A 20,802-nucleotide genomic window follows, 5' to 3' on the forward strand; every position below is an offset into this window, starting at 1 on the left:
AAATTACAATGAGTCACCTAAACGATCACCATATTGCTGTTCAGCATATTTTTGGTATTCCCCAGATTGAATACGGGTCCACCACTCGCGGTTATTGAGATACCATTGGATAGTTTCTTTAATACCTGTTTCAAACGTATGTTTCGGCTTCCATCCCAGTTCATTCATAATCTTAGTTGGATCAATCCCATAACGGCGATCATGACCAGGACGGTCTTGAACATAAGTAATCAAAGAATCAGGCTTGCCTAGTTCCTGCAATACCGTGTTTACAATATGCACATTCGTACGTTCATTATTGCCACCAATGTTGTAGACTTCGCCGTTCACACCCTCATGAATAACCAAATCAATCGCGCTGCAATGATCCTCAACATACAACCAATCGCGGATATTCATTCCATCGCCATAAACAGGCAACGCTTGATCAGCAAGTGCACGGGAAATCATCAGCGGAATAAGCTTTTCCGGGAATTGGTACGGGCCATAATTGTTTGAGCAGCGGGTAATATTCACTGGCAGTCCAAACGTTTCGTGATACGCACGTACTAGCAAGTCTCCGCCTGCTTTGCTTGCTGAATATGGACTGTTAGGAGCCAGAGGAGTTTCTTCGGTGAATAATCCAGTCGCTCCCAGTGATCCATATACCTCATCCGTAGATACTTGAACAAACTTAGTGATACTGTATTTTTTCGCCGCATCCAAAAGCACTTGTGTTCCAAGTACATTCGTCTTCACAAACACTTCCGGCTCTAAAATACTCCGATCCACATGCGACTCCGCCGCGAAATTGACAACGACATCCACACCCTGGCTAATCAGTTCATCCATCGCAGTAACATCTGTAATGTCGGCCTTCACAAACGTATAGTTCGGATGATTCTCCATCGATTTTAGGTTCTCCAGATTACCTGCGTAAGTCAATGCATCCACGTTGACGATCTGGTAATCAGGATGTTGTTGCAGCATGTATAATACAAAGTTGCTGCCGATAAATCCGGCTCCGCCAGTAACTAGCAGTTTCATTTATAGCCCACCTTTTGTTCAATGAGATGTTTACATTTCGAAGTTTAACTCCGCATCCTTCAGTAAAGGATGACGTTGATCTTTATCCGATAATATCGCACTAGAAGTTGGCCAACCAATACCCAGCGCTGGATCATTCCATAATATGCCACGATCATTCTCAGGGGAATAATATTCGTCCACCTTATATAACACTTGGGTATTAGGTACTAATGTACAGAAGCCATGAGCGAATCCTTTCGGAACAAGCAACTGTCGCTTATTATATTCGCTAAGTATTACACCTACCCATTGCCCAAAGGTAGGCGAATTAAGACGAATATCAACAATCACATCGTAAATAGCACCCGATAAGACACGAATTAACTTAGTCTGAGATTTGGGATTAAGTTGGTAATGGAGACCACGCAAAACACCCACCTCAGCAGATAGGGAGTGGTTGTCTTGAATAAAATTATGAGTTATACCTAACTTGTTCATTATTTCTTCATTATAACTTTCCATAAAAAAACCACGATTATCACCATGAACCACAGGCTCTATTAAATTTGCACCAAACAGTTGAAGAGGAATTACCTTCATAGCCTCTCCTCCTTCACCATTATAATTTCAGCTTACCGAGCTCATTTCCAAACACAACAGATTGTGCTAGTTCATTCGCCTTAGCTAAGGACACATTCGTACCAACATCTGTCCACCAACCTTGCAGAATATCATAGGTTAACTCATCTCTTACAATATATGCATTATTTAAATCTGTGATCTCTAATTCACTACGTGCGGATGGCTTTAAGCTTTTAACTATTTCAAACACATGACTATCAAACATATAGATACCGGTTACTGCGTAATTCTATTTTGGTTCAGCCGGTTTCTCTTCTATTGAAAGAATTCGCCCATTGCGAAGTTCGGGAACACCAAATCTTTTGGGTTCAGATACTTCTTGAATCAATATTTTGGCCCCTTGTTTTTGATCAACAAAGTTCTATACATATTGCGTAATATCATCTTCAAAGAAGTTATCTCCAAGTATTACAACCATTTGATCATTACCAACAAATTGCTCAGCTAAATCTAAAGCTTGTGCAATCCCACCTGCTTCATCTTGTACTTTATATGTAAAGCACACGTCCATTTCACGACCACTACCTAATAGGTTAACCACATCACCCATATGCTCTTTACCAGTAACAATTAGGATATCATTTATTCCAGCTTTTTATAACTTATATACGGAATGAAATATCATAGGATATTTACTACAGGTAGCAAGTGTTTATTAGTAACTTAGTCAAAGGAAATAGACGAGAACCAGTACCTCCAGCAAGAATTATGCCTTTCATAATGACCTTCTATGGATTATATCTATATTTTTACATATTAAATCAACTATGTCATAACTTAAATCAGGATATATAGGGAGAGTTAGGATGTTATCACTTATTTTCTTAGCATTAGGCAATTCAATATTTGAATACTCCTCTTTAAAACAACTATAATCAGTTGCCAATGGATAAAAGTATTTTCTAGTGAAAATATTATTGTCCCGAAGGATTTCATATAGAGTATTTCTGGATACTCCGTACTTTTCTTTATCAATTACAATAGGAAAGTAAGAGTAGTTATAAACTATATTTGACTTTTTGTAATCCAGAAGACTTATTCCTGGAATCTCCCCAAGTAAGTCTACATATCTTTCTGTTACCAATTTTCTTTTTTCAATATTTTCCTGAACATGATTTAAGTTCACGAGTCCCATTGCTGCTTGGAACTCATTCATTTTTGCATTATAACCAACAATTTCAACAGTTTCAGGACCGCTAATACCAAAGTTTTTATAAAGATCAATTATTCTTTTATATTCGTCATTTTTATAAACTAATACTCCACCTTCAATTGAATGAAAGAGTTTCGTAGCATGAAGACTAAACATCGAAATATCTCCGAACTGACTTATAGGTTTACCATTAATCTCAACCCCAAATGCATGTGCAGCATCATATAATACTTTTAAATTGTATTTCTGAGCAATCCTCTCAATAGCGTCTACATTACATGGAGTTCCAAATACATGTACGGGCATTATGGCACTCGTATTTTCATTAATAAGTGCTTCTATTTTGGTACAATCAATATTATAGTCACTTAAATCAATATCACAGAAAACTGGTTTTAAATTATTATTGACAATAGCATGAGTAGTTGAAGCAAATGTAAACGGAGTAGTTATAACCTCACCAGTGATCCCTAAAGTCTTAATGGCTGTTTCTAAAGCCAAGTGTCCATTTACGAGAAGACTAACATTATTAATGGATAAAAAATCAATTAGCTTTTTCTCGAATTCTTGGTGCAACTCTCCATTATTCGTAATCCAAGAATTATTCCAGAGACGTTCAATTTCTGCAGTAAACTCCGAAAAAGGAGGCATATAAGTCTTTGTTACATTGACAGGTGTTTCTAATTTAATTAATTCATTCATTATGAGTTGCCCTCCACTTATAAATCATGTAGACATTTTTGTTGCAGCCTTAGAAATAACTATTGTAGAATCCTCAACATTCTTAATTATTATTGCCCCTAACCCAACAATACTTTTAACACCTATATTAGTTTTTTCTCTAACACAAGCTCCTGCACCAATTAATGTTAACTCACCAATAGACACATTCCCTGAGATGACTGCTGCAGGATTAATAGTGCAGAAATCACCAACCGTAGAATCGTGACCAATATTACAGGATCGATTTAATAATATAAAATTCCCTAGTTTCACATTAACAGTAAGATTTACTCCTGAACAGATTACATTTCCATACCCCATATTATTATTAGAACTTTTAGACAATTTAGAGAGAGGGTGTATTAAATTAGGAAAAACAATATTCGATTTATTTAAATCCATAATTTCTTGATATATCTTTTCTTTAATCTTTGGATCCGCTAAACCAATTATCACACCGATCACCGAGAATTTGTCGCTATACCCGGAAAATTCCATATTAGAAGTAATAATCTCTACATCTTCAATAGATTTACCAATTTCATTTGGATCATTAGTCACAAAACCAACCAAATGATATATATTAGTATACGAATAATCATTTATTTCATCTATTAAAGCTTTGATTTCTTTAGCACACCCTCCAGTACCATAAATAACAATCGGTAATCCATTCCACTCATTTGACATGCTTACCGACTCCTATTTTTTAAAAAATTTCCTGATCGTTGAATATAGGTTTGTATCTTTTTGAATTTTCCGTTTAGCACTTTCCACTACTACCTGATGAAATGACGTTTCAAACACATCAATAATATCAAGTTTACCAGTATATGCGAAGAAATCATTGGCACTAAAATTATACTTTTCTTTTAAAACTCTTCTTGTGTTTTCATTTTTCAAAAGAATGCTAAGTTTTCGTAAACCAATAAGAACGTAAATAGGTTTGATATCAGGAGATATTTCTTTTAAATAAGCGAATGCTTTTTCACATTCAATTTCTTCTTTCGTATATAAGGCGTTCGATTCATCTAGAAAACCTTCAACAAAATCTTCGTCTTTTATTTCATCAAAAAAGTTACTCATAATAATAAAAAGCTCATTTTTATTCCTAATTCTATTTTCATAAGTAACAGAACTAGTATTCATTTCATTAGATAATATTCTAAAGTTAACTAATTTTTCTTCCATTACATGAATATTGAATTTTTTAATAACATTTATCCACATTGAAAAATCCGGTAATTGTCTCAAACTCGGATCATACAATCCAACTTCGTTATAGACTTCCTTTTTAATTAGCATCGATGGATGACAAAAGCAATTTAATTTATAAAATAATTGTTTTAACCATTGCCCCGAAGACTTATTATTTTGAGTGAATGCATCTGCCCAAAAATAATCTGTTTTTGATAATACTTTTCCTGCTTCATCAATAAAATTGGCGTCTGAGAAAACACAATCCACACTATCACTTTCTTCTAAAAAGTGTACTTGTTTCTCTAATTTATCTATTTCCCAATAATCATCTGAGTTTAACAAAGCAATATACTCTGATGATGAGTTTATTATTCCATGATTAAGTGTATCAACTGCTCCCTGATTTGTTTCAAATCCATAAAATTTAATCCTGGAATCTTCATATTTCTTTATCACATCTACAGAGTTGTCAGGTGATGCATCATCAATAATTAGTAATTCAAAATTTCCATACGTTTGGTTTAAAACACTCTCTATAGCTTTTCCAATGAATTTTGAATGATTATAGGATGGAATAATTATAGAAACTTTCGGATTAGTACTTTTCAATTTCTGCACCTGCTCTATTTATAAAATTTTGGGGGTATTATACCTTTTAAGAGTGATGTTGCAAATGGAGGAAGGTATTTCTTTACTTTTTGTTTAATACTCTCTTTACTAGTAATAATCAAAGGACCATCTATATTATCTATTCTATCCTGAAGTCTTCTTTTATGAGCATTGAACTCTTCATGATACAGACCATCTAGATATTTATCATACTGCTCTATTAAGGAAATAGTATCTTTCAACTTTTCCAATTCCTTCTTTTGACTCCAAGTTCCGTTCGGATGCAAGCGATACACAGACATCACTTCTGGGAGATAGGCAATCAGTCCATTCTGGGATACCATTATATTCGTCATCCAGTCATAAACTGTCAACTCATATAAAGAGCTATCTAATTGCTTCAAATACTTAGCCTTATATACGCAAGTAGAGAAATTACCTATAAAATTGTCCAGTACAAGTTCAGAGACTGTGATCAACTGGAAACTACGATCCCAATTCCAAGGTTGAACATTATATCTCTTTTTCTTCATGTCATGTACCACAAATTGATTAAAGGTCATAACACAAGCCTTATTAGACTCTAGAAAATCCACATGTTTTTGGATTTTCAAAGGATCAGTCCAAAAATCATCACCTTCTAGAATAGCTATGTATTCTCCCTTACATGCAGCAAAGCCTCTCTTATAGTTTAGCGTTATCCCCAAATTACTCTCATTAGCTAAAATTCTAAATTTCCCAGGATGATTCTCAGCATATTGCTGAATTATACTCATAGTACTATCTTTTGAGCAGTCATCTGCTACTACAATTTCATAATCAAACGTCGTTTTTTGTTCTAGAATACTGTCTATTGCTTGATTGATATAACTCTCGTGATTATATGTCACCAATAGAATACTACATTTTGTAATTGAATCAGTCATTTTTTGTTCTCCTTAATTTATCAATGATTGGTTCTAATCTTGTTATTAACTTATAGGCCTTTCTATTCTTAATAGCTTCGATTTCTTTTTCTAATTCACTTTTCTCTTTTGAAATCCCCAAATTATTCAACTCAATCATTTTAAGTACTTCATCTTTCTTCTTAAACTCATCATCAAACCAATTTTCTCGTGACTCATTCATTTCTTGCATTTCTTGATTTCTCTGTATCAGATCTTCATTTGTTAACTTTAAAGTCTTAATCCTTCTTTTGAGAGTTTGATTCTTCATCCGTAATTTATTCACAAAATTCATATATTTATATTTAGTATGTTCCCAATCACTATTCGCTTGTAATTTTGAAATTAAATCCTCTGATATATCTAGTACAGGAGTACTATATTTAAGCAGACACGAAACTGATCTAATATAAGTGCCTTGCATAACCTCAATAACAATTTGAGGGTCATTATTAAGAAACATATATTGGTTATTTTCTGTAGAGAAAGCATTTGAACTCAGTGTATATTCTTTGTTTTTTAAATTATCTTGATTTGTTAATTCTAAATCTAAAATTTCAATAATGCACTTAGTAGCAGAAGGATCTATTCTAATCTTATTGGCTAAAGCAGGAAGATCGAAATTAACTTGAAATATTTTTTGGGATTTTTCTACTTTAAAAGATTCACTTTTTGATTCACTGTACCCCTGACCATCATCCCAGTATATTTGAAGGTATAAATTATCTTTATCAAGATCACCTCCGTTTTTTTTGTTGTTATCTGCATTCATTTTATGAGTTGACATAAAGTCAATCATATTTTCATGATGCGATATCATTGCATAATCTTCCGAGGTCATTTCTGCACTTATTTTTTTGAAAAGCGAAGGCAAGTTATCAATTCTTTTTTCGAATCCATTTTTTCCATATATAATAAACGTACGTACTGATTCTTCATTATTAAAATCTTTATAAAATAATTTTTCATTGTAAAAACTATTTACCGTATTCCAGTACTCATATATATCAGGATGTAATCCTGTCTTAAACTCCATTTGCATAAATTTCTCGAACAGAAAAATTGAAGCATGGTTAAATTGATTCCACTCTCCATTAAATTGATCCATCTTATCTTTAATTAATTGAAGATCAGGCAAACCATTTTCCTGATGTTCTTTACTCCATAGTATTTCACCGTTATATAAATAATGAAAAAAAGCACCTAATCTCTCTTCCACTTCCTCTATCCCGTTATTTGAAAACGGCGCTGAAATTATAAATCCATATTTAGATACTCTTTCAATTTCAGATAGAAAATCATTTCTCTTATTCAGAGGAATATGTTCAAGGACATCCAGCCCAATAACAAAATCAAAGTAATTATTATCAAAGCTAAGGTTAGTAGCATCACCCTGTATGAATGATGGATCATTTAATAACTCTTCAGGAAGGAGTAAATCCAAATATTTTATATTCTTATTTTCAACAAAGTTCTCTAAATTTTTATGTTCATTCGCCCCTACTTCCAGAATAGAAAGTTCAAGTTCTTTAATCCCCAATAATTCAAAAATAATCTCTACCATCTTATAACGTTGAAATTGATGAAATGGAATCACAACTCAAAATTCACCTCCTAATTAACTCTACTTATCTGTATTTCATTTGGAATGTATAACTTGTTCCAGATCTTATAAGGATCCCTTTCGCGCATTTCAAATATATATGAGTTCTCTGTATAGTCTACGAATAACGATGTTCTATTTTTTATAGTTGAGGTAGAAAGAACAGTAGAAAAATTATACATTCCTTCTACTAAGGGTAAGCGCGTTTTGAATTCAACAATTATCTTCTGACCTGCTTCGCCAGATATTTCGCCGATTTCCTCAATCAAAGTATTACTGCCTAAATATTCGATGTTTTGTTTATCTCTAATATGATACCCAACAGAAATTTGACATTTTTTATCAAATTTTATATGCATTCTAATTTTAATTTTGTCATTAAAATCAGCTGTTATAACTGGATTATTGTTGCTATCTAACACTTCTAGCTCTGTTAAAATCGCATCACGGGTCCCCTGCCTGAAATATTCCACTTTCTCCATAAACTCAGAATTCTCTTTGAAAACAAGATTGTCATCCAGGGAAACCTCATCGAGATGGTACAGTTTATCTTCCGAGTTCACTCTCCCCTTAGTATTATTGTTCATTTGATCTCTAACATATTTAGCATACATATCTACTACCTTTTCAGCATCTCCGTAAGCTTCAAGATTTCCGTTTTTCAAATATATAGCCTTTTTGCACAAGGACTTAACAGAATTCAAATCGTGACTTACATATAAAACTGTAACTCCCTGTAGAAATAATTCTTTCATTTTCGTTATACATTTCGCTTGGAAATACATATCTCCAACACTCAGAGCCTCATCAACTATTAAAATATCAGGTTGTACATTGATAGCAACAGAAAAGGCTAACCTTGCAAACATACCACTACTATATGTTTTAACTGGTTGATAAATATACTCCCCTAGTTCTGCGAACGAGAGGATTTGCTCAAGTCTTTCTTTTATTTCTTCTCTTTTAAAACCCATCATCAAACCATTTAAATAGATATTTTCAATACCTGTATACTCAAAATTAAATCCGGCACCAAGCTCCAAAAGTGCAGCTACTTTTCCATTCACTTCTGAGATACCACTTGATGGCGTTAATACTCCGGTTATAATTTTTAACAAAGTTGATTTACCAGATCCATTCTCTCCAATAATACCTACAATATCTCCCTTATCTATAGTGAAATTGAGATTCTGAAGAGCATGGTGCTCAGAATACAATGTCTTCTTGCGATAAAATAAAGACTCCTTGAGCCTATCCATAGGAGTTTTATATAGTTTATAAGTTTTGCTGACATTTTGAGCGCTGATCGCTATAGTTTCCATTTCCAAACCACCTTATCAAAGCACATCAGAAAGATGTGGTTTAAGTTTTCTAAATACTTTTATTGATATAGCAAAATTAACTATCACTACAAATGCAAAGTAAAGTGTCAATTTGTATTTCTCATAAAACCAAATTTTATTAATCATAGAATCTCGAAAACCTTCTACGATATAATAGAATGGATTTAATTTAAACAAAAAAATCATATGCGGAGACAAAACATCTACAGACCAAAGAATTGGCGTTAACCACATACCAAACTGCAAAATAATAGACAATACGTACGAGAAGTCTTTAAAAAATGGAGTAATTGCTGCAGTTAACCAAGATATACTAGAAATAAGAATTATATTACATAGGGTATAATATATAATTTGAACTGCAAAAAAACTGATAGGATAACCATAACTAATAAAAAAGGAGAATAAGATTATAATGAAAAACAGATGCACTAAGAATGCCGAGAATATCTTTACTAATGGTAATAATTCAATTCTAAAAACAACCTTCTTAACTAAATAATTATACTCTAAGAAACTATGTGTCGCTGTTGTTAATGCTTCAGAAAAATAGAACCAAGGTATAATCCCAGATACAAACCATAAAACGAAAGGTGCGTTTAAATCAGCCGGGGCGCTGACTTTCAAACCTTTTTCAAAAACAAACCAATAAACCAGTATAGTAACTAATGGCATTAGTAACGCCCATAACAATCCAAAATATGAACCTGCATATTTTGATTTGAAATCATTAATAGCTAAACTTTTAGTTAAGGAACATATATTTTTGATCCTCTTCATGTACGGTTCTTTCCTCATTTGTGCGTCTCCTTAGTAAAATCATATATATATTATTATTGCATTTATTACCTATACGTTTATTATTAATGTATTTATTATTAATGATAAAAAGTAGTTAGGTCGCCTTACATATGTTAAAATATCCACGTACCTACAGGAAAAGGAGATTATAACGTGTCGAAACCAGTATACGGTAAAAACGCCGCTCAGTCGAGAAATGTTGAAAAGATAGCAAGTCCGATATGGGCATTAGTTGTTGGTTTTATTCTATTTTTGTGTTGGACCCCATTTCAAGTGGGATTGTTTAATGGATCGCTAGTAGATTACGAGAAGCCAATATATTTGTCCGCACTATTAAGCGCTCTGATGCTGCTGGCCTGTGTTGGCTTGTACTACAAAAAATTCAAGCTTGAAGAGCAGAGTGATTTAGTGGCTTGGGCAGCATTATTGCTCCCTGTGACCTATGCTCTGTCACTGTTTGTCGCAGTTTCGCATTATACGGCGATGAATATGCTGTTCATTCAGTGTACATATGCCGCAGTTTTCATTATAGCCTTTTATCTCATGAAGCAAAAGCAAGTAAATGTTGTCATTCAAAATGCTATATTAGCGATTGCCTATTTTATAGTGGGTTTTGGACTTTTAAATTGGCTAGGCAGTAGTAAATTAGCAGGAAATCTTATAGGTTGGTTCTCAAACACCGTCCGAAATGATGTCTATTTAGATGCTGTTATGACTGACTCTAACGGACTTCGTCTGACTTCGATCTTTCAGTACGCAAACACGTACGCTGCCTTCTTGATGGCCTTTCTATTTGTAGCAATATTCGCGCTTATTCGCTCTAAAAATTGGTATGGATCGTTAACTCATGGCTTTATGTTAGTTCCCATCATTGTGTCGATCTTGTTAACCTTATCTCGTGGCGGCTTAGTCCTGCTACCTGTAGTATTCATACTCCTACTTCTATTCCTAAAACCTGCACAGCAAATTCTTTGGATTCTGCATCTAGGAGTTGCTGGTATTGTAGCTTTGCTCATTACGACACCCGTTACTAACCTAGGAATAGAGTTAAATGCTAATTTCACTTCTTCTTCAGCTTTAAAAGGTTGGACGTATCTATTAGGAGCCTCAATACTTGTGGCTGGCCTTTCTTGGGTCATTCAGCGTTTTGTCGCTCCATGGTTGTATGCAAAACTAGAGAATTGGTCGTCACGTAAACGGACAGGTCTTTGGATTCCGCTCGGATCTGTCGCTCTAGTTGCTATTGTAGCTTTCTTGCTTATCGGTACGAGTGCAAAAAGCATCTTACCCGACAATATGGAGACTCGCCTAGAGAACATCAACTTCCAACAACATAGCGTACTCGAGCGGATTACTTTTTATAAGGATGCCTTGAAGGTGGTTAAGGATTATCCGATCCTCGGTGCTGGTGGAGGAGGCTGGGCATCACTCTATGAGCATTATCAGAATAATCCTTATACAAGCCGGCAGGTGCATAACTTCTTCTTACAATTTCTCATTGAAGTAGGTATTGTTGGATTTATAATATTTATGAGCTTCATTCTGTATATCTTCTATAAATATATTCGTGGATATGTAAAACGGGATAAGAATGAATTCGAGAATGGTTTCTTCTATTTAATTATTGCTCTATCTATTCTTGTGCACAGTCTACTTGATTTCAATATGAGTTATGCCTTTATGGGCATACTAGTTTTTATTGGTCTTGCTGGAATGGCAGCTGTTATGGATAGCAAGCCACTACGGAAAAATTGGAATAAAGCGGGCATCCGTTTTGGATACCTCGCTGTGCTTTCTTTAGGAACCTTGTTCCTAGTGTTCTTATCAATTAGCTATATTGGCTCCAGTAACTCCGCTTTGAAAGCTAAACAATTGAGGAGTTATAGCAATTCTTACGAAGAGCTTAGAGCTCCCTTGATAGAGACTTTGAACAAACGTCCAAGCCATCCAGAATCGACAATTTATCTTTCAGCCTTAGATCAGCAGGTATTTAGCCAGACCCAAGAGGAACAGTTCCTTGACGAATCTTACAATGTTTTAACTCGTGCACTCAAAGATGAGCCATACAACAAAAATCTTCTGCTCCAATTAGTGAGCTACTACGATCTGAAAGGTCAAAGCGACATCGCCTTGGGTATTTACCGTGACAACGCAGATAAGTTCAACTGGGATATCGATTGGTATGATGCAATAATCAGCCGTTCCTTTGCCTTAGGTCAGCAAGCACTTAATCAAAAGGATGAGACAAAGAAACAAGAGTATTTCAATGAAGCGCAAGAAGCATATAATCACGTTCTTGCTGGAATAGATCATCTGAAGACTCTTCCACCAGAACAACTGCAAGGGCGTCCTTTCTCAGTAACGCCAACTATCGCTTTGAACGTTGGCAAAATGCAGCTTTTATCCAGACAAGAGGATGCAGCGAAGACCACCCTCAAGCTTAATTCAGATGCTAATTACACGGATATCATGAACAGTGAAACTCCATGGGATATAAATTGGTACAGTTCACTCATCAGCCGTTCATTTGATTTGGGGCAGACAGCTTATGCACAACAAGATAATCCAGATAGAATAGACAATATGAAAGCTGGTTTTGTCATTGGGCTTTTGGCCTACGATCATGTACTTGCGGATAATGATCCTTCGAAGACATTTAATCCGGATGTAACACTGAAGGTAGGAAAGATGCAGTATATGTCTGGAAAGATACAAATTGCCTCCTCCATCTTAAAAACAGCTTTAAGCCAAGATTTCGCAGATGCAACTAATCGAGAGATTGCTCGTTGGTACCTAGCTGCACTGGCGAAAACCGGTGGCGAGGATCAGGCACTATACGGTTCGCTGATTGCAGCTGACCCTGCGGAAGCAGCACAAGTTGAGGCCATTACAAATTCACAATTTTAAAAAAGAAAGAAACCATAAAAGCGCGCCACTGTAATAACCGTGGCGCGCTTTTTTTTCGATTATACGAGATTTACTTATAGCCCGGTCTTAGCCGCTTCACTCTCAACAAGCTCTTTCATATAACGAAGCAAGTCATCTTTAAGCTCCTCGTGTTGAAGTGCATAATGAATGGTGGTCTGGATAAAGCCCATTTTCTCACCAACATCATGACGTTTACCTTCAAAGTCATAGGCAATAATTCGTTCAACCTCGCTTAGACGTGCTATCGCATCAGTAAGTTGGATCTCTCCACCTACACCTACCTGCTGCTCACCTAGCATATCAAAGATACGTGGGGTTAAGATGTATCGTCCTAAAATTGCTAGATTAGAAGGAGCCTCTTCTCTCTTTGGCTTTTCTACTAGACGATTAGCTTTATATACCCGTTCTGCCAAAGGCGAAGCATCTACAACACCATACCGTGATACTTCTTCCCATGGAACAGGCTGAACACCCACGATAGAAGATTTATACTCGTCATAAACATCTATCATCTGTTTGAGACAAGGTTTATTCGCTTCAACAATATCATCGCCTAGCAGGACAGCAAACGGTTCGTTTCCTATGAATTTACGTGCACACCAAATTGCATGTCCGAGACCTCTTGGTTCTTTTTGACGAATGTAGTGGATATCTGCCATTTCGGAAGATTTACGAACGGATTCAAGCAGCTCCCACTTCTGCTTCTCTGCTAAGTTAAATTCCAGTTCAAAAGAGTTATCAAAGTGATCTTCAATCGCACGTTTACCTTTCCCTGTTACAATAATAATATCCTCGATCCCAGAAGCAACAGCCTCTTCAACAATATATTGGATCGTCGGTTTATCTACAATCGGGAGCATTTCTTTAGGCATTGCTTTGGTCGCAGGCAAAAAACGGGTACCAAGACCTGCGGCGGGTATAATGGCTTTACGGATCTTCATCACATTAACTCCTTCTGTCAGATACTCTTCCATTCTAAATACTCAGTATGTAAAATGGCATATTTCCTTCAATTATAGCAGTTATAGCAGATTTATGTCAGAGTGTTTGTTATATTTGTATATCTATTCCATTGAAATAAGAGAGAAGGAATTATAAAATCATTTACTGCTAGAATAAACACTTTGCTGACCCTCATGATATATTATTTAGTATATGCAAATTAGGATGAGGACGAGATCAATTCTAAAAAAAGGGCTAAGCAATACCAGCATCTACCTGGTAGTTACTTAGCCCTTTTTCTTCAACTCTTAACTCTTATTACTTCGCGTTCACCAATTGCCCACGCGTTACACCAAGTTGGTTAGTAGCCTTTAAGCTCTTCCATACCTGTGTACCAGAGATTTCACCACGCAGAGCGCGGCTGTAGAGGCTAATTACCTCAGCCACTTGCTCTGGTGTCTCTTCCAAGAACTCCACACGGTATGAAGATACTCCTAGGTCACGGAAATTATTCAGATACTCCGCACCAGACTGCTCAACAGCGTTATAGACGGTATTACGGCAGCCTTCATCCACACGAACTGGATGTGACATTCCAATACGGTCTTGCAAAGAAGCACGGTGCTCTTCACAAGGACGACCACAGTTCGTATAGTCTGTGCCTTCACTCATAAAGGTACAGTACACGCAGTGTTCAGTATGGAACATCGGCAAATGCTGATGAATAACAATCTCCATCCGGGACGTATCACTGTGTTCAAGCAGATCAACCATCTGTTGAATGTTCAAGTCATAGGATGGCGTTACTATGTCACAGCCAGCCTCAAGGAACAAATCCACTGCTTTATGATTGGCGATATTCAGTGAGAAATCACCGATCAGGCGTGGATGCACAGCATCCGGCTGCTCCTGGCGGCGGCGCAGATAATAATATAACGCGCCTGTATTACGCACGAGCACAGCATCCGGCTGCAAGCGAAGAATATTCGCGTGGTAGCCGTTCTCGCCCGGCATATGAATGCGCGGCGTGGCCAGCGCTATGCTGGCCCCTGCAGCCCGTACCGCATCTACCGCTGCCGGGAACTGCTTGATAAACTCGAAGTCGGCGTAGATGTTTCTCACGCCGGCCTCGAGCGCAGCCTGCACCTGCGGCAGGCTGCGGCACAGCGCGGTGAGCTCCGCTTCACCAGCGCGCTGCAGAGCGACGCCCCTGCGGGTGGCGTCGCCGTAAACCTCGATCGCCCGTTTCACGTAGACGGGCGGTTTCGGGCGCTCGCCCGCAAGCAGCTCCACCGCTTGGCGGCGGATGCTGTTCAGCTCGCGCATAGGGACGATGACGTCGCCTTGCAGATGCGACTCCAACGCGTCAAGCTGGAACACGGTCCCGCCCAGGCGGCCGAATTGTTCTTCCAGCAGCGCGGTATCCATCGGACGCTTTTGCGCGGCTTCCAGCGCGAGCTCCGAGTCCACACGGACGGTAACGTTCTTCTGAACGTCCGTCCACCAAGTCGTCAGCTTCTCGCCGACGCAGCCTTGCACTCTAACATGTACCGGAAATACCCGGTACGGCTTTTCAGTTTCATAAGTCTGGCGCAGCGCCTTATCTAACGCAGGGTCATTTGTCTTCCAAATGCGGTCACCGACATTTAGACGACGAAGATCCACATCATTACGACCGGCTACGATGTCGATGATCCAGCCTTCTCCGGCTTCGCCTTCCAGCTTCACACCTTTACGACGAAGGTCGTAGACACGGCCGCCTTCTTCTTTTTTCGTTGGATCCCCAGCGTCAAAAACAATTCCGTCCCCACGCTTAAGCGGTGCATGAATACGGCAGACCACTCCGTCACGCAGAATTTGCTCAACCGTCCCTAAATATACACCACGGCTTTTTGGGAAAGTCCCGTCTACCAGTTTCTTATTGTTCGTTTCATCCAGGAAACCATGTGTAAACCCGCGGGAGAAGCTTTGTTGCAGCTCGCGCACCTCCTCCTTCGAAGGTTTAGACAGATCGCCTTCAAAATACCGATCAATCGCTTTACGATACTTACTAACTACATTCGCTACATATTCCGGGCTTTTGAGGCGGCCTTCGATTTTAAAAGAAGTCACACCCGCCTCGATCAGTTCAGGCATTAGATCAATTGCTGCCAGGTCCTTAGGAGAAAGCAGATAAGTTACGTCTCCCATAGGTTTTACCTCACCATCCACCATCAGATCATACGGCAGGCGGCAAGCCTGAGCACATTCACCGCGGTTGGCAGAACGTCCGCCCCACATTTCAGAGGTCAGACATTGACCTGAGTAGGAAACACACAAAGCACCGTGTACGAATACTTCCATCGGTAAGCGGGCTTGCTCCCCGATCGTACGAATTTGTTTCAAATTGTTCTCACGACCTAATACCACACGTTCCAAACTGAAAGGTTTAGTAAACTCGACCGCTTCCGGCGAAGTAATGGTCATCTGTGTCGATCCGTGAATCGGAAAATCCGGTGAGATTTCGCGGATCATTTTGACCAAACCTAAATCTTGTACAATTACTGCGTCCACGCCAGCATCCACGCACGCATCAATCAGTTCTTTTGCATCAGACAATTCATTTTCAAAAACCAGTATATTAAAGGTCAAAAAGCCCTTCACACCATAGCTATGCAAAAACGCCATAATTTCCGACAGCTCGTCCATGCGAAAGTTGTTCGCTCTGGCCCGTGCATTAAACTTCTCTACGCCAAAAAAGATAGCATCCGCTCCGTTTGCTACCGCTGCACGCATGCAGTCCCAATCACCTGCGGGTGCCAATAGCTCCACGTCTTCTCTGCGTATTTGTTGCTCTTTCATTTATATCCTCCCAAACCGCCATTTGACGGGTCATTTCTAGTTGATTAACTTGATAATTGTATCAAATATCACACTTGAGCGCTATGCGTTTACCAACATTTATATAGAATAAAAGTCATAATGCTGTCAGGAAGCTGACTTCTTGCTTATTGCTCTTTACTCCATGAATGTTGTAGAACATGCAACTTTATTGCCTAATCCAGCGCTTCGACAACTAAATGTTGTACTTAAAGCATCATTCTCACACTCTAGTAGCGACAACCGGTACAAAAAGTTGCAACATTTACAACAATTCACTAGGAATTCCGTGACATACGGGACATACGATAGAATGTTGTATCAAATACATCAATCCACCCTTTAGCTATTCACATTATGCCCAACTTGGATAACATTGGCTCCGAACCTAGCGATATCAATAAATTGTGACAAACGATTCCAATCGTACACCTCATATCCCTTTTCCCCCTTTATACAAAAAAAGAACGCCCCAAGCCAAATCGGCAACTGGGACGTTCTTCGTCTGATTGAATTACACGCTTCTATTCGTGTGTCAACTACGACATTGGTACTCTTTTAACTACTTGCTGCCTGTAAACCGAAACGATTGTAGTGTCTTGTCTAACAGAGCCTGCTGTTCTGCAGTGGCATTGGCATCATTCAGCGTAACGGTAATCGTGTAGACCACATCATTTTTACCAAACACAACCTGCTTACTGCGAAGAGGGATACCATTTTTGATTTGATGTGCAGTTATGATCGTAGCAGGGACATCTGCAATGGTAGACTCCACTACACTTTCTATACGAGGGCCTTTGGGATCATTATTTTTATTTTGATAAGCATCTTTGAGCACATTAACTGTATAATCCACTGAACCCTCGGGTTTTGAGTTGATCTGTAGACGTCCTCCGCTGAACCGATATTCAATCGACTGCGTCTCAAAAATATCCTGATAAGGTGTCCATAAACTTGGAATATCGATGGCATAGCCGTAGGTTTTGGATACTTTGGTTAATGTCTTATTTTTGAGCGTCTTATAATCATCACTAGCGAGCCGCCCGAAGTTCTCCTTCAGCAGAGCAAAATCAATATCAATAGAGGATATGATGGCTTTGAATTTTGCCTTATCGTCATCTTGCCCAGCTGCTGTTACATATTCAAAATAATAACGATACCCATTTTTGAGTATGAGAGCTTGATATTCTGTAGTAACACCGTTGCCGTAATTTAGCTGTAGCTCATTAATTTGTGCGGATACGCCCGAGATCTCCGACTTGTTGCTGTCTTTCAGAATATAAGCATCCGCTACAAAGTTTTCTTTAGTTTTCATTTTCAGATCTTCAGCCCAGCTCTCTAGTGTAGAACCAGCAGGTGCCGAGGTAACTGCCACACTCAGATGACTTCCCTGCTTACTCTCGTAATAGAGATGCTGGTCGTCCTTACTCCAATCTGCGGGAACCTGTAGTGAAATCCCATAGTCCTCATTGTACGCGTCACGCAATCCACTTTTCACCGTAGAAAGATCACGGATTTTTTTGCTTTTAGTATCAAAAGAAGGCTGGAAAGAGTTAAGTAATCCTGTATATTTAGCAAAATCCTTATAATTAACTGCTTTGTTATCCGTCAAATAAATCTCGTATAGTCGACCTTCAGCATATAACAGTCTGCTCTCCCAGAGCGCTCCACTGGAATCTTTACTGATCAATCTAGCATAAGGTACCGCGGCCTTGGGGAACGACTCCCGATCCAATATCAACTCCCCACCTGCCTCGACCTCCCGAACCAGCTGTTCCAGCAGCCCATCCGCATCCACCGCAACCGCCTGGTCACTTACATGAATCTCCACATAATATAGATTGTCCGCACTTGAAAAGGTAGCCACACTTTCATCTCCACCGCTATTTCCAGCAATCAGCCCAGAGGGATAATTCAGTGTCCAATGATAATAACTGTTTCCAATTTGAGTCTTACCAACATCGCTGTCAATCCCAGTATCCTCTGGCGTATCTTCTTCGTTGTCTATAGGAACTAGGGTAACCATTAGCTCACCCCCACTCCCTTGAGAGAGGGTCGCACCTAACACATCAGCTACAAAGCGTAGCGGTACCATCAGCACATCTGAAACCATCCGGGGCGCTGAGCCCAGTTTAACTTTGATCCCATCCTTCCAAGCGATATCACTCCCAATCGTCATCACCCCTGAATGAGCACCATAGGTTACTTTTACAACATTGTTCTGCTCTAAGGAAACAGTGCTGCCAAACGTCTTTTTAAAAACCCCAAGCGGGACCATAACCGTTCCATTCTCCGTATAAGGCCGCTCGATAGCCACCTTCTTACCATTCACCGTAGCTGAAGTACTGCCAACTTTTAGACTCAGCTGTAGCTTATCTCCTTGTGAAGCTAATACTGTTTGTATGGGTAATATAGAAAATAGCAGTAATAAGGTCAGCATCGCACAAAATCCTTGTTTTAGAATTTTAAAGCCCATTTACCGTCCCCCTCTCCAGTTTGCTGATCACTCTTCCGCGTGCTCGTCCCCATCCGTTTCATAATCATCTCCGCTTAACAATGGATCACCTTGAGTGAGCACGAGTTTACGGACGACGATATCCCCATCGCTTTGCATAACCAGCCGCACAGTTGCTCCCGGCAGGTAGCTTTTGAACAATTCATTAATATCAACTAGTGAGACCACACGATGCCCATCGATGCTATACAAGACGTCCCCTTCAGCAACCCCTGACTTGAGCGCTTCTGAAGACACCACCTTAGTGACGGACAGCGGGTCCAGCGTTGGCAATCCCACAATCGTAGACCAGCTCGCCTCCAGCTCTAGCCCTAGACTCGGATGCTGTACCTCACCATATTTTAAAAGCTGGTTCATAATATACTGCACAGTATTCGCTGGAATCGAAAACCCCATATTTTCCACACCCACCGCTGAGTATTTCAGGCTGTTGATTCCCAGCACCTCACCTTTCATATTTACAAGCGGCCCTCCGCTGTTTCCGGGATTAATCGCAGTGTCACTCTGGATAAGACGATAAGCCGCATCTACCTCACGGTTAAGACCACTTATAACGCCTACAGTCGCTGAGTTTCGTAGAGAAAAGCTAATCGGTGTTCCGATAGCAATAACCTTCTCCCCAACCACTGTTTTGCTATTCGCTGGAATAAACTTGGCGGGCTTTAAATGGGTGGCATTGATTTTGATCAGCGCCAGATCACTAACTTCATCCAGATAGGTTTCTTTAACGCTGTAGGTTTTAGAGTCCGAAGTGACCACTATGGCATTTTGCAGATCCTTGATTACATGAGCATTGGTTACAATCCATCCGTTCGATTTCACAATGATGCCGGAGCCATGCGTCAGATTGTACCGATCATCCGGGCCACTATTACCGCCACTCTCGTCTTTGCCGATAATGCCCACAACAGAAGGAGTGATACTTTTAATAATTCCAGGTATCGGATCTTCTGCCGCTGCTTTACTAACCACCTTACTAGTACTATCAAAAGCAAACACCGACTGACTCCATACTCCCGACAGCACTACGCCGCACAGTAATAGACCTAATCCTTTCTTCACCAGCTTCTCCCCAACACTCCTCATTCCTCACCAGACCCTCTCTTTGCTCATGGATAAATTTTACATTATATTATTTGAAAAAAGACGCCTTCAATGCGCCCATGGCGTTAAAGGAGTCTTTTGGTGCAAAGCTGTTCAATTTAGTTCTTTCATTAACTTAACCAATGCATCACCATGGCATAGTCAGAGATCACAAAAACCAGCAAACTAACGGCTCCAAAACCAATAGCAAATTTGTTCTTCTGGGGAGCTTTCAATAGTCGAACAACCCCGACCAAAATCAAGATGGTAAATAAAATCATAAACACATCAAAGGTATGAAATTTAGACGGTCCTTGCGCGGCAACTTCTGCAAGCAGCATAACCTTACCTCCTCAAAAATGTTGTCAAGCAAGATCCAGTAATCCCCATATCACCTTCTATGTTATCGCTACCATTTGGGCGATGCAATAGGTTTTGTAGAAAAATTA

Annotated in this window: 15 protein-coding genes and 1 pseudogene; 1 reads left to right on the forward strand and 15 read right to left on the reverse strand. The window is 38.9% G+C overall.

Annotated features, from left to right (window positions below; all coding sequences use genetic code 11):
* Positions 1–3: 3 nt before the first annotated feature.
* From rfbB to MHI32_RS28075, 10 genes and pseudogenes are all read right to left on the reverse strand, one after another.
* A complete protein-coding gene (gene rfbB / locus MHI32_RS28030) occupies positions 4–1,026 on the reverse strand; it encodes a dTDP-glucose 4,6-dehydratase (RefSeq protein ID WP_339188651.1) in 1,023 nt (340 codons plus the stop codon).
* Positions 1,027–1,056: 30 nt separating this feature from the next.
* Positions 1,057–1,608 carry a dTDP-4-dehydrorhamnose 3,5-epimerase gene (gene rfbC / locus MHI32_RS28035; protein WP_036678644.1) on the reverse strand — a complete coding sequence of 184 codons (552 nt, stop codon included), beginning with the start codon at positions 1,606–1,608 and terminating at the stop codon, positions 1,057–1,059.
* 19 nt (positions 1,609–1,627) lie between these two features.
* Positions 1,628–2,369, reverse strand: a pseudogene (locus MHI32_RS28040) (sugar phosphate nucleotidyltransferase).
* A complete protein-coding gene (locus MHI32_RS28045) occupies positions 2,366–3,505 on the reverse strand; it encodes a DegT/DnrJ/EryC1/StrS family aminotransferase (protein WP_076179701.1) in 1,140 nt (379 codons plus the stop codon). Before MHI32_RS28045 ends, MHI32_RS28040 begins: the two are co-directional and overlap by 4 nt.
* A 24-nt stretch (positions 3,506–3,529) precedes the next feature.
* Positions 3,530–4,216 (reverse strand): hypothetical protein, encoded by a 687-nt coding sequence (locus tag MHI32_RS28050; RefSeq protein WP_076179700.1) that lies wholly within the window; start codon positions 4,214–4,216, stop codon positions 3,530–3,532.
* Positions 4,217–4,228: 12 nt separating this feature from the next.
* On the reverse strand, positions 4,229–5,335 hold the full coding sequence (locus tag MHI32_RS28055; RefSeq protein WP_339188652.1) for a glycosyltransferase: 1,107 nt from the start codon (positions 5,333–5,335) through the stop codon (positions 4,229–4,231).
* Between the two features lie 14 nt (positions 5,336–5,349).
* Positions 5,350–6,261, reverse strand: a complete 912-nt coding sequence (locus MHI32_RS28060; protein WP_339188655.1) for a glycosyltransferase — start codon at positions 6,259–6,261, stop codon at positions 5,350–5,352.
* Positions 6,254–7,876: a class I SAM-dependent methyltransferase gene (locus tag MHI32_RS28065; RefSeq protein ID WP_076182195.1), complete on the reverse strand. Its 1,623-nt coding sequence runs from the start codon at positions 7,874–7,876 to the stop codon at positions 6,254–6,256. Before MHI32_RS28065 ends, MHI32_RS28060 begins: the two co-directional genes overlap by 8 nt.
* Before the next feature lie 17 nt (positions 7,877–7,893).
* Positions 7,894–9,204, reverse strand: a complete 1,311-nt coding sequence (locus MHI32_RS28070) for an ABC transporter ATP-binding protein (protein ID WP_036678636.1) — start codon at positions 9,202–9,204, stop codon at positions 7,894–7,896.
* 15 nt (positions 9,205–9,219) lie between these two features.
* A complete protein-coding gene (locus MHI32_RS28075) occupies positions 9,220–10,023 on the reverse strand; it encodes an ABC transporter permease (RefSeq protein ID WP_051491033.1) in 804 nt (267 codons plus the stop codon).
* A gap of 156 nt (positions 10,024–10,179) precedes the next feature.
* On the opposite strand from MHI32_RS28075, the gene MHI32_RS28080 reads away from it, so the two are divergent.
* On the forward strand, positions 10,180–12,933 hold the full coding sequence (locus tag MHI32_RS28080; RefSeq protein WP_340011461.1) for an O-antigen ligase family protein: 2,754 nt from the start codon (positions 10,180–10,182) through the stop codon (positions 12,931–12,933).
* Positions 12,934–13,007: 74 nt separating this feature from the next.
* On the opposite strand, the gene galU is transcribed toward MHI32_RS28080, so the two are convergent.
* The 5 genes from galU to MHI32_RS28105 form a co-directional block, all read right to left on the reverse strand.
* Positions 13,008–13,895 carry a UTP--glucose-1-phosphate uridylyltransferase GalU gene (gene galU / locus MHI32_RS28085; RefSeq protein ID WP_076182190.1) on the reverse strand — a complete coding sequence of 296 codons (888 nt, stop codon included), beginning with the start codon at positions 13,893–13,895 and terminating at the stop codon, positions 13,008–13,010.
* 319 nt (positions 13,896–14,214) lie between these two features.
* On the reverse strand, positions 14,215–16,737 hold the full coding sequence (locus tag MHI32_RS28090) for a U32 family peptidase (RefSeq protein WP_339188662.1): 2,523 nt from the start codon (positions 16,735–16,737) through the stop codon (positions 14,215–14,217).
* Positions 16,738–17,317: 580 nt separating this feature from the next.
* A complete protein-coding gene (locus MHI32_RS28095) occupies positions 17,318–19,231 on the reverse strand; it encodes a stalk domain-containing protein (protein ID WP_339188664.1) in 1,914 nt (637 codons plus the stop codon).
* Positions 19,232–19,258: 27 nt separating this feature from the next.
* Positions 19,259–20,308, reverse strand: a complete 1,050-nt coding sequence (locus MHI32_RS28100) for a trypsin-like peptidase domain-containing protein (protein WP_249267658.1) — start codon at positions 20,306–20,308, stop codon at positions 19,259–19,261.
* A 176-nt stretch (positions 20,309–20,484) separates the two neighbouring features.
* Entirely contained in the window at positions 20,485–20,694 is a 210-nt protein-coding gene (locus MHI32_RS28105) for a DUF2759 family protein (RefSeq protein WP_036678627.1), read from the reverse strand.
* Positions 20,695–20,802: the final 108 nt, after the last annotated feature.

Source organism: Paenibacillus sp. FSL H7-0690, assembly GCF_037980415.1.
Taxonomy (GTDB): domain Bacteria; phylum Bacillota; class Bacilli; order Paenibacillales; family Paenibacillaceae; genus Paenibacillus_AQ; species Paenibacillus_AQ odorifer.

Coding starts and splice junctions, on each gene's coding strand:
- rfbB (WP_339188651.1), bottom strand. CDS start 1,026: ATGAAACTGCTAGTTACTGGCGGAGCCGGATTTATCGGCAGCAACTTT.
- rfbC (WP_036678644.1), bottom strand. CDS start 1,608: ATGAAGGTAATTCCTCTTCAACTGTTTGGTGCAAATTTAATAGAGCCT.
- MHI32_RS28045 (WP_076179701.1), bottom strand. CDS start 3,505: ATGAATGAATTAATTAAATTAGAAACACCTGTCAATGTAACAAAGACT.
- MHI32_RS28050 (WP_076179700.1), bottom strand. CDS start 4,216: ATGTCAAATGAGTGGAATGGATTACCGATTGTTATTTATGGTACTGGA.
- MHI32_RS28060 (WP_339188655.1), bottom strand. CDS start 6,261: ATGACTGATTCAATTACAAAATGTAGTATTCTATTGGTGACATATAAT.
- MHI32_RS28070 (WP_036678636.1), bottom strand. CDS start 9,204: ATGGAAACTATAGCGATCAGCGCTCAAAATGTCAGCAAAACTTATAAA.
- MHI32_RS28075 (WP_051491033.1), bottom strand. CDS start 10,023: ATGAGGAAAGAACCGTACATGAAGAGGATCAAAAATATATGTTCCTTA.
- galU (WP_076182190.1), bottom strand. CDS start 13,895: ATGAAGATCCGTAAAGCCATTATACCCGCCGCAGGTCTTGGTACCCGT.
- MHI32_RS28090 (WP_339188662.1), bottom strand. CDS start 16,737: ATGAAAGAGCAACAAATACGCAGAGAAGACGTGGAGCTATTGGCACCC.
- MHI32_RS28095 (WP_339188664.1), bottom strand. CDS start 19,231: ATGGGCTTTAAAATTCTAAAACAAGGATTTTGTGCGATGCTGACCTTA.
- MHI32_RS28105 (WP_036678627.1), bottom strand. CDS start 20,694: ATGCTGCTTGCAGAAGTTGCCGCGCAAGGACCGTCTAAATTTCATACC.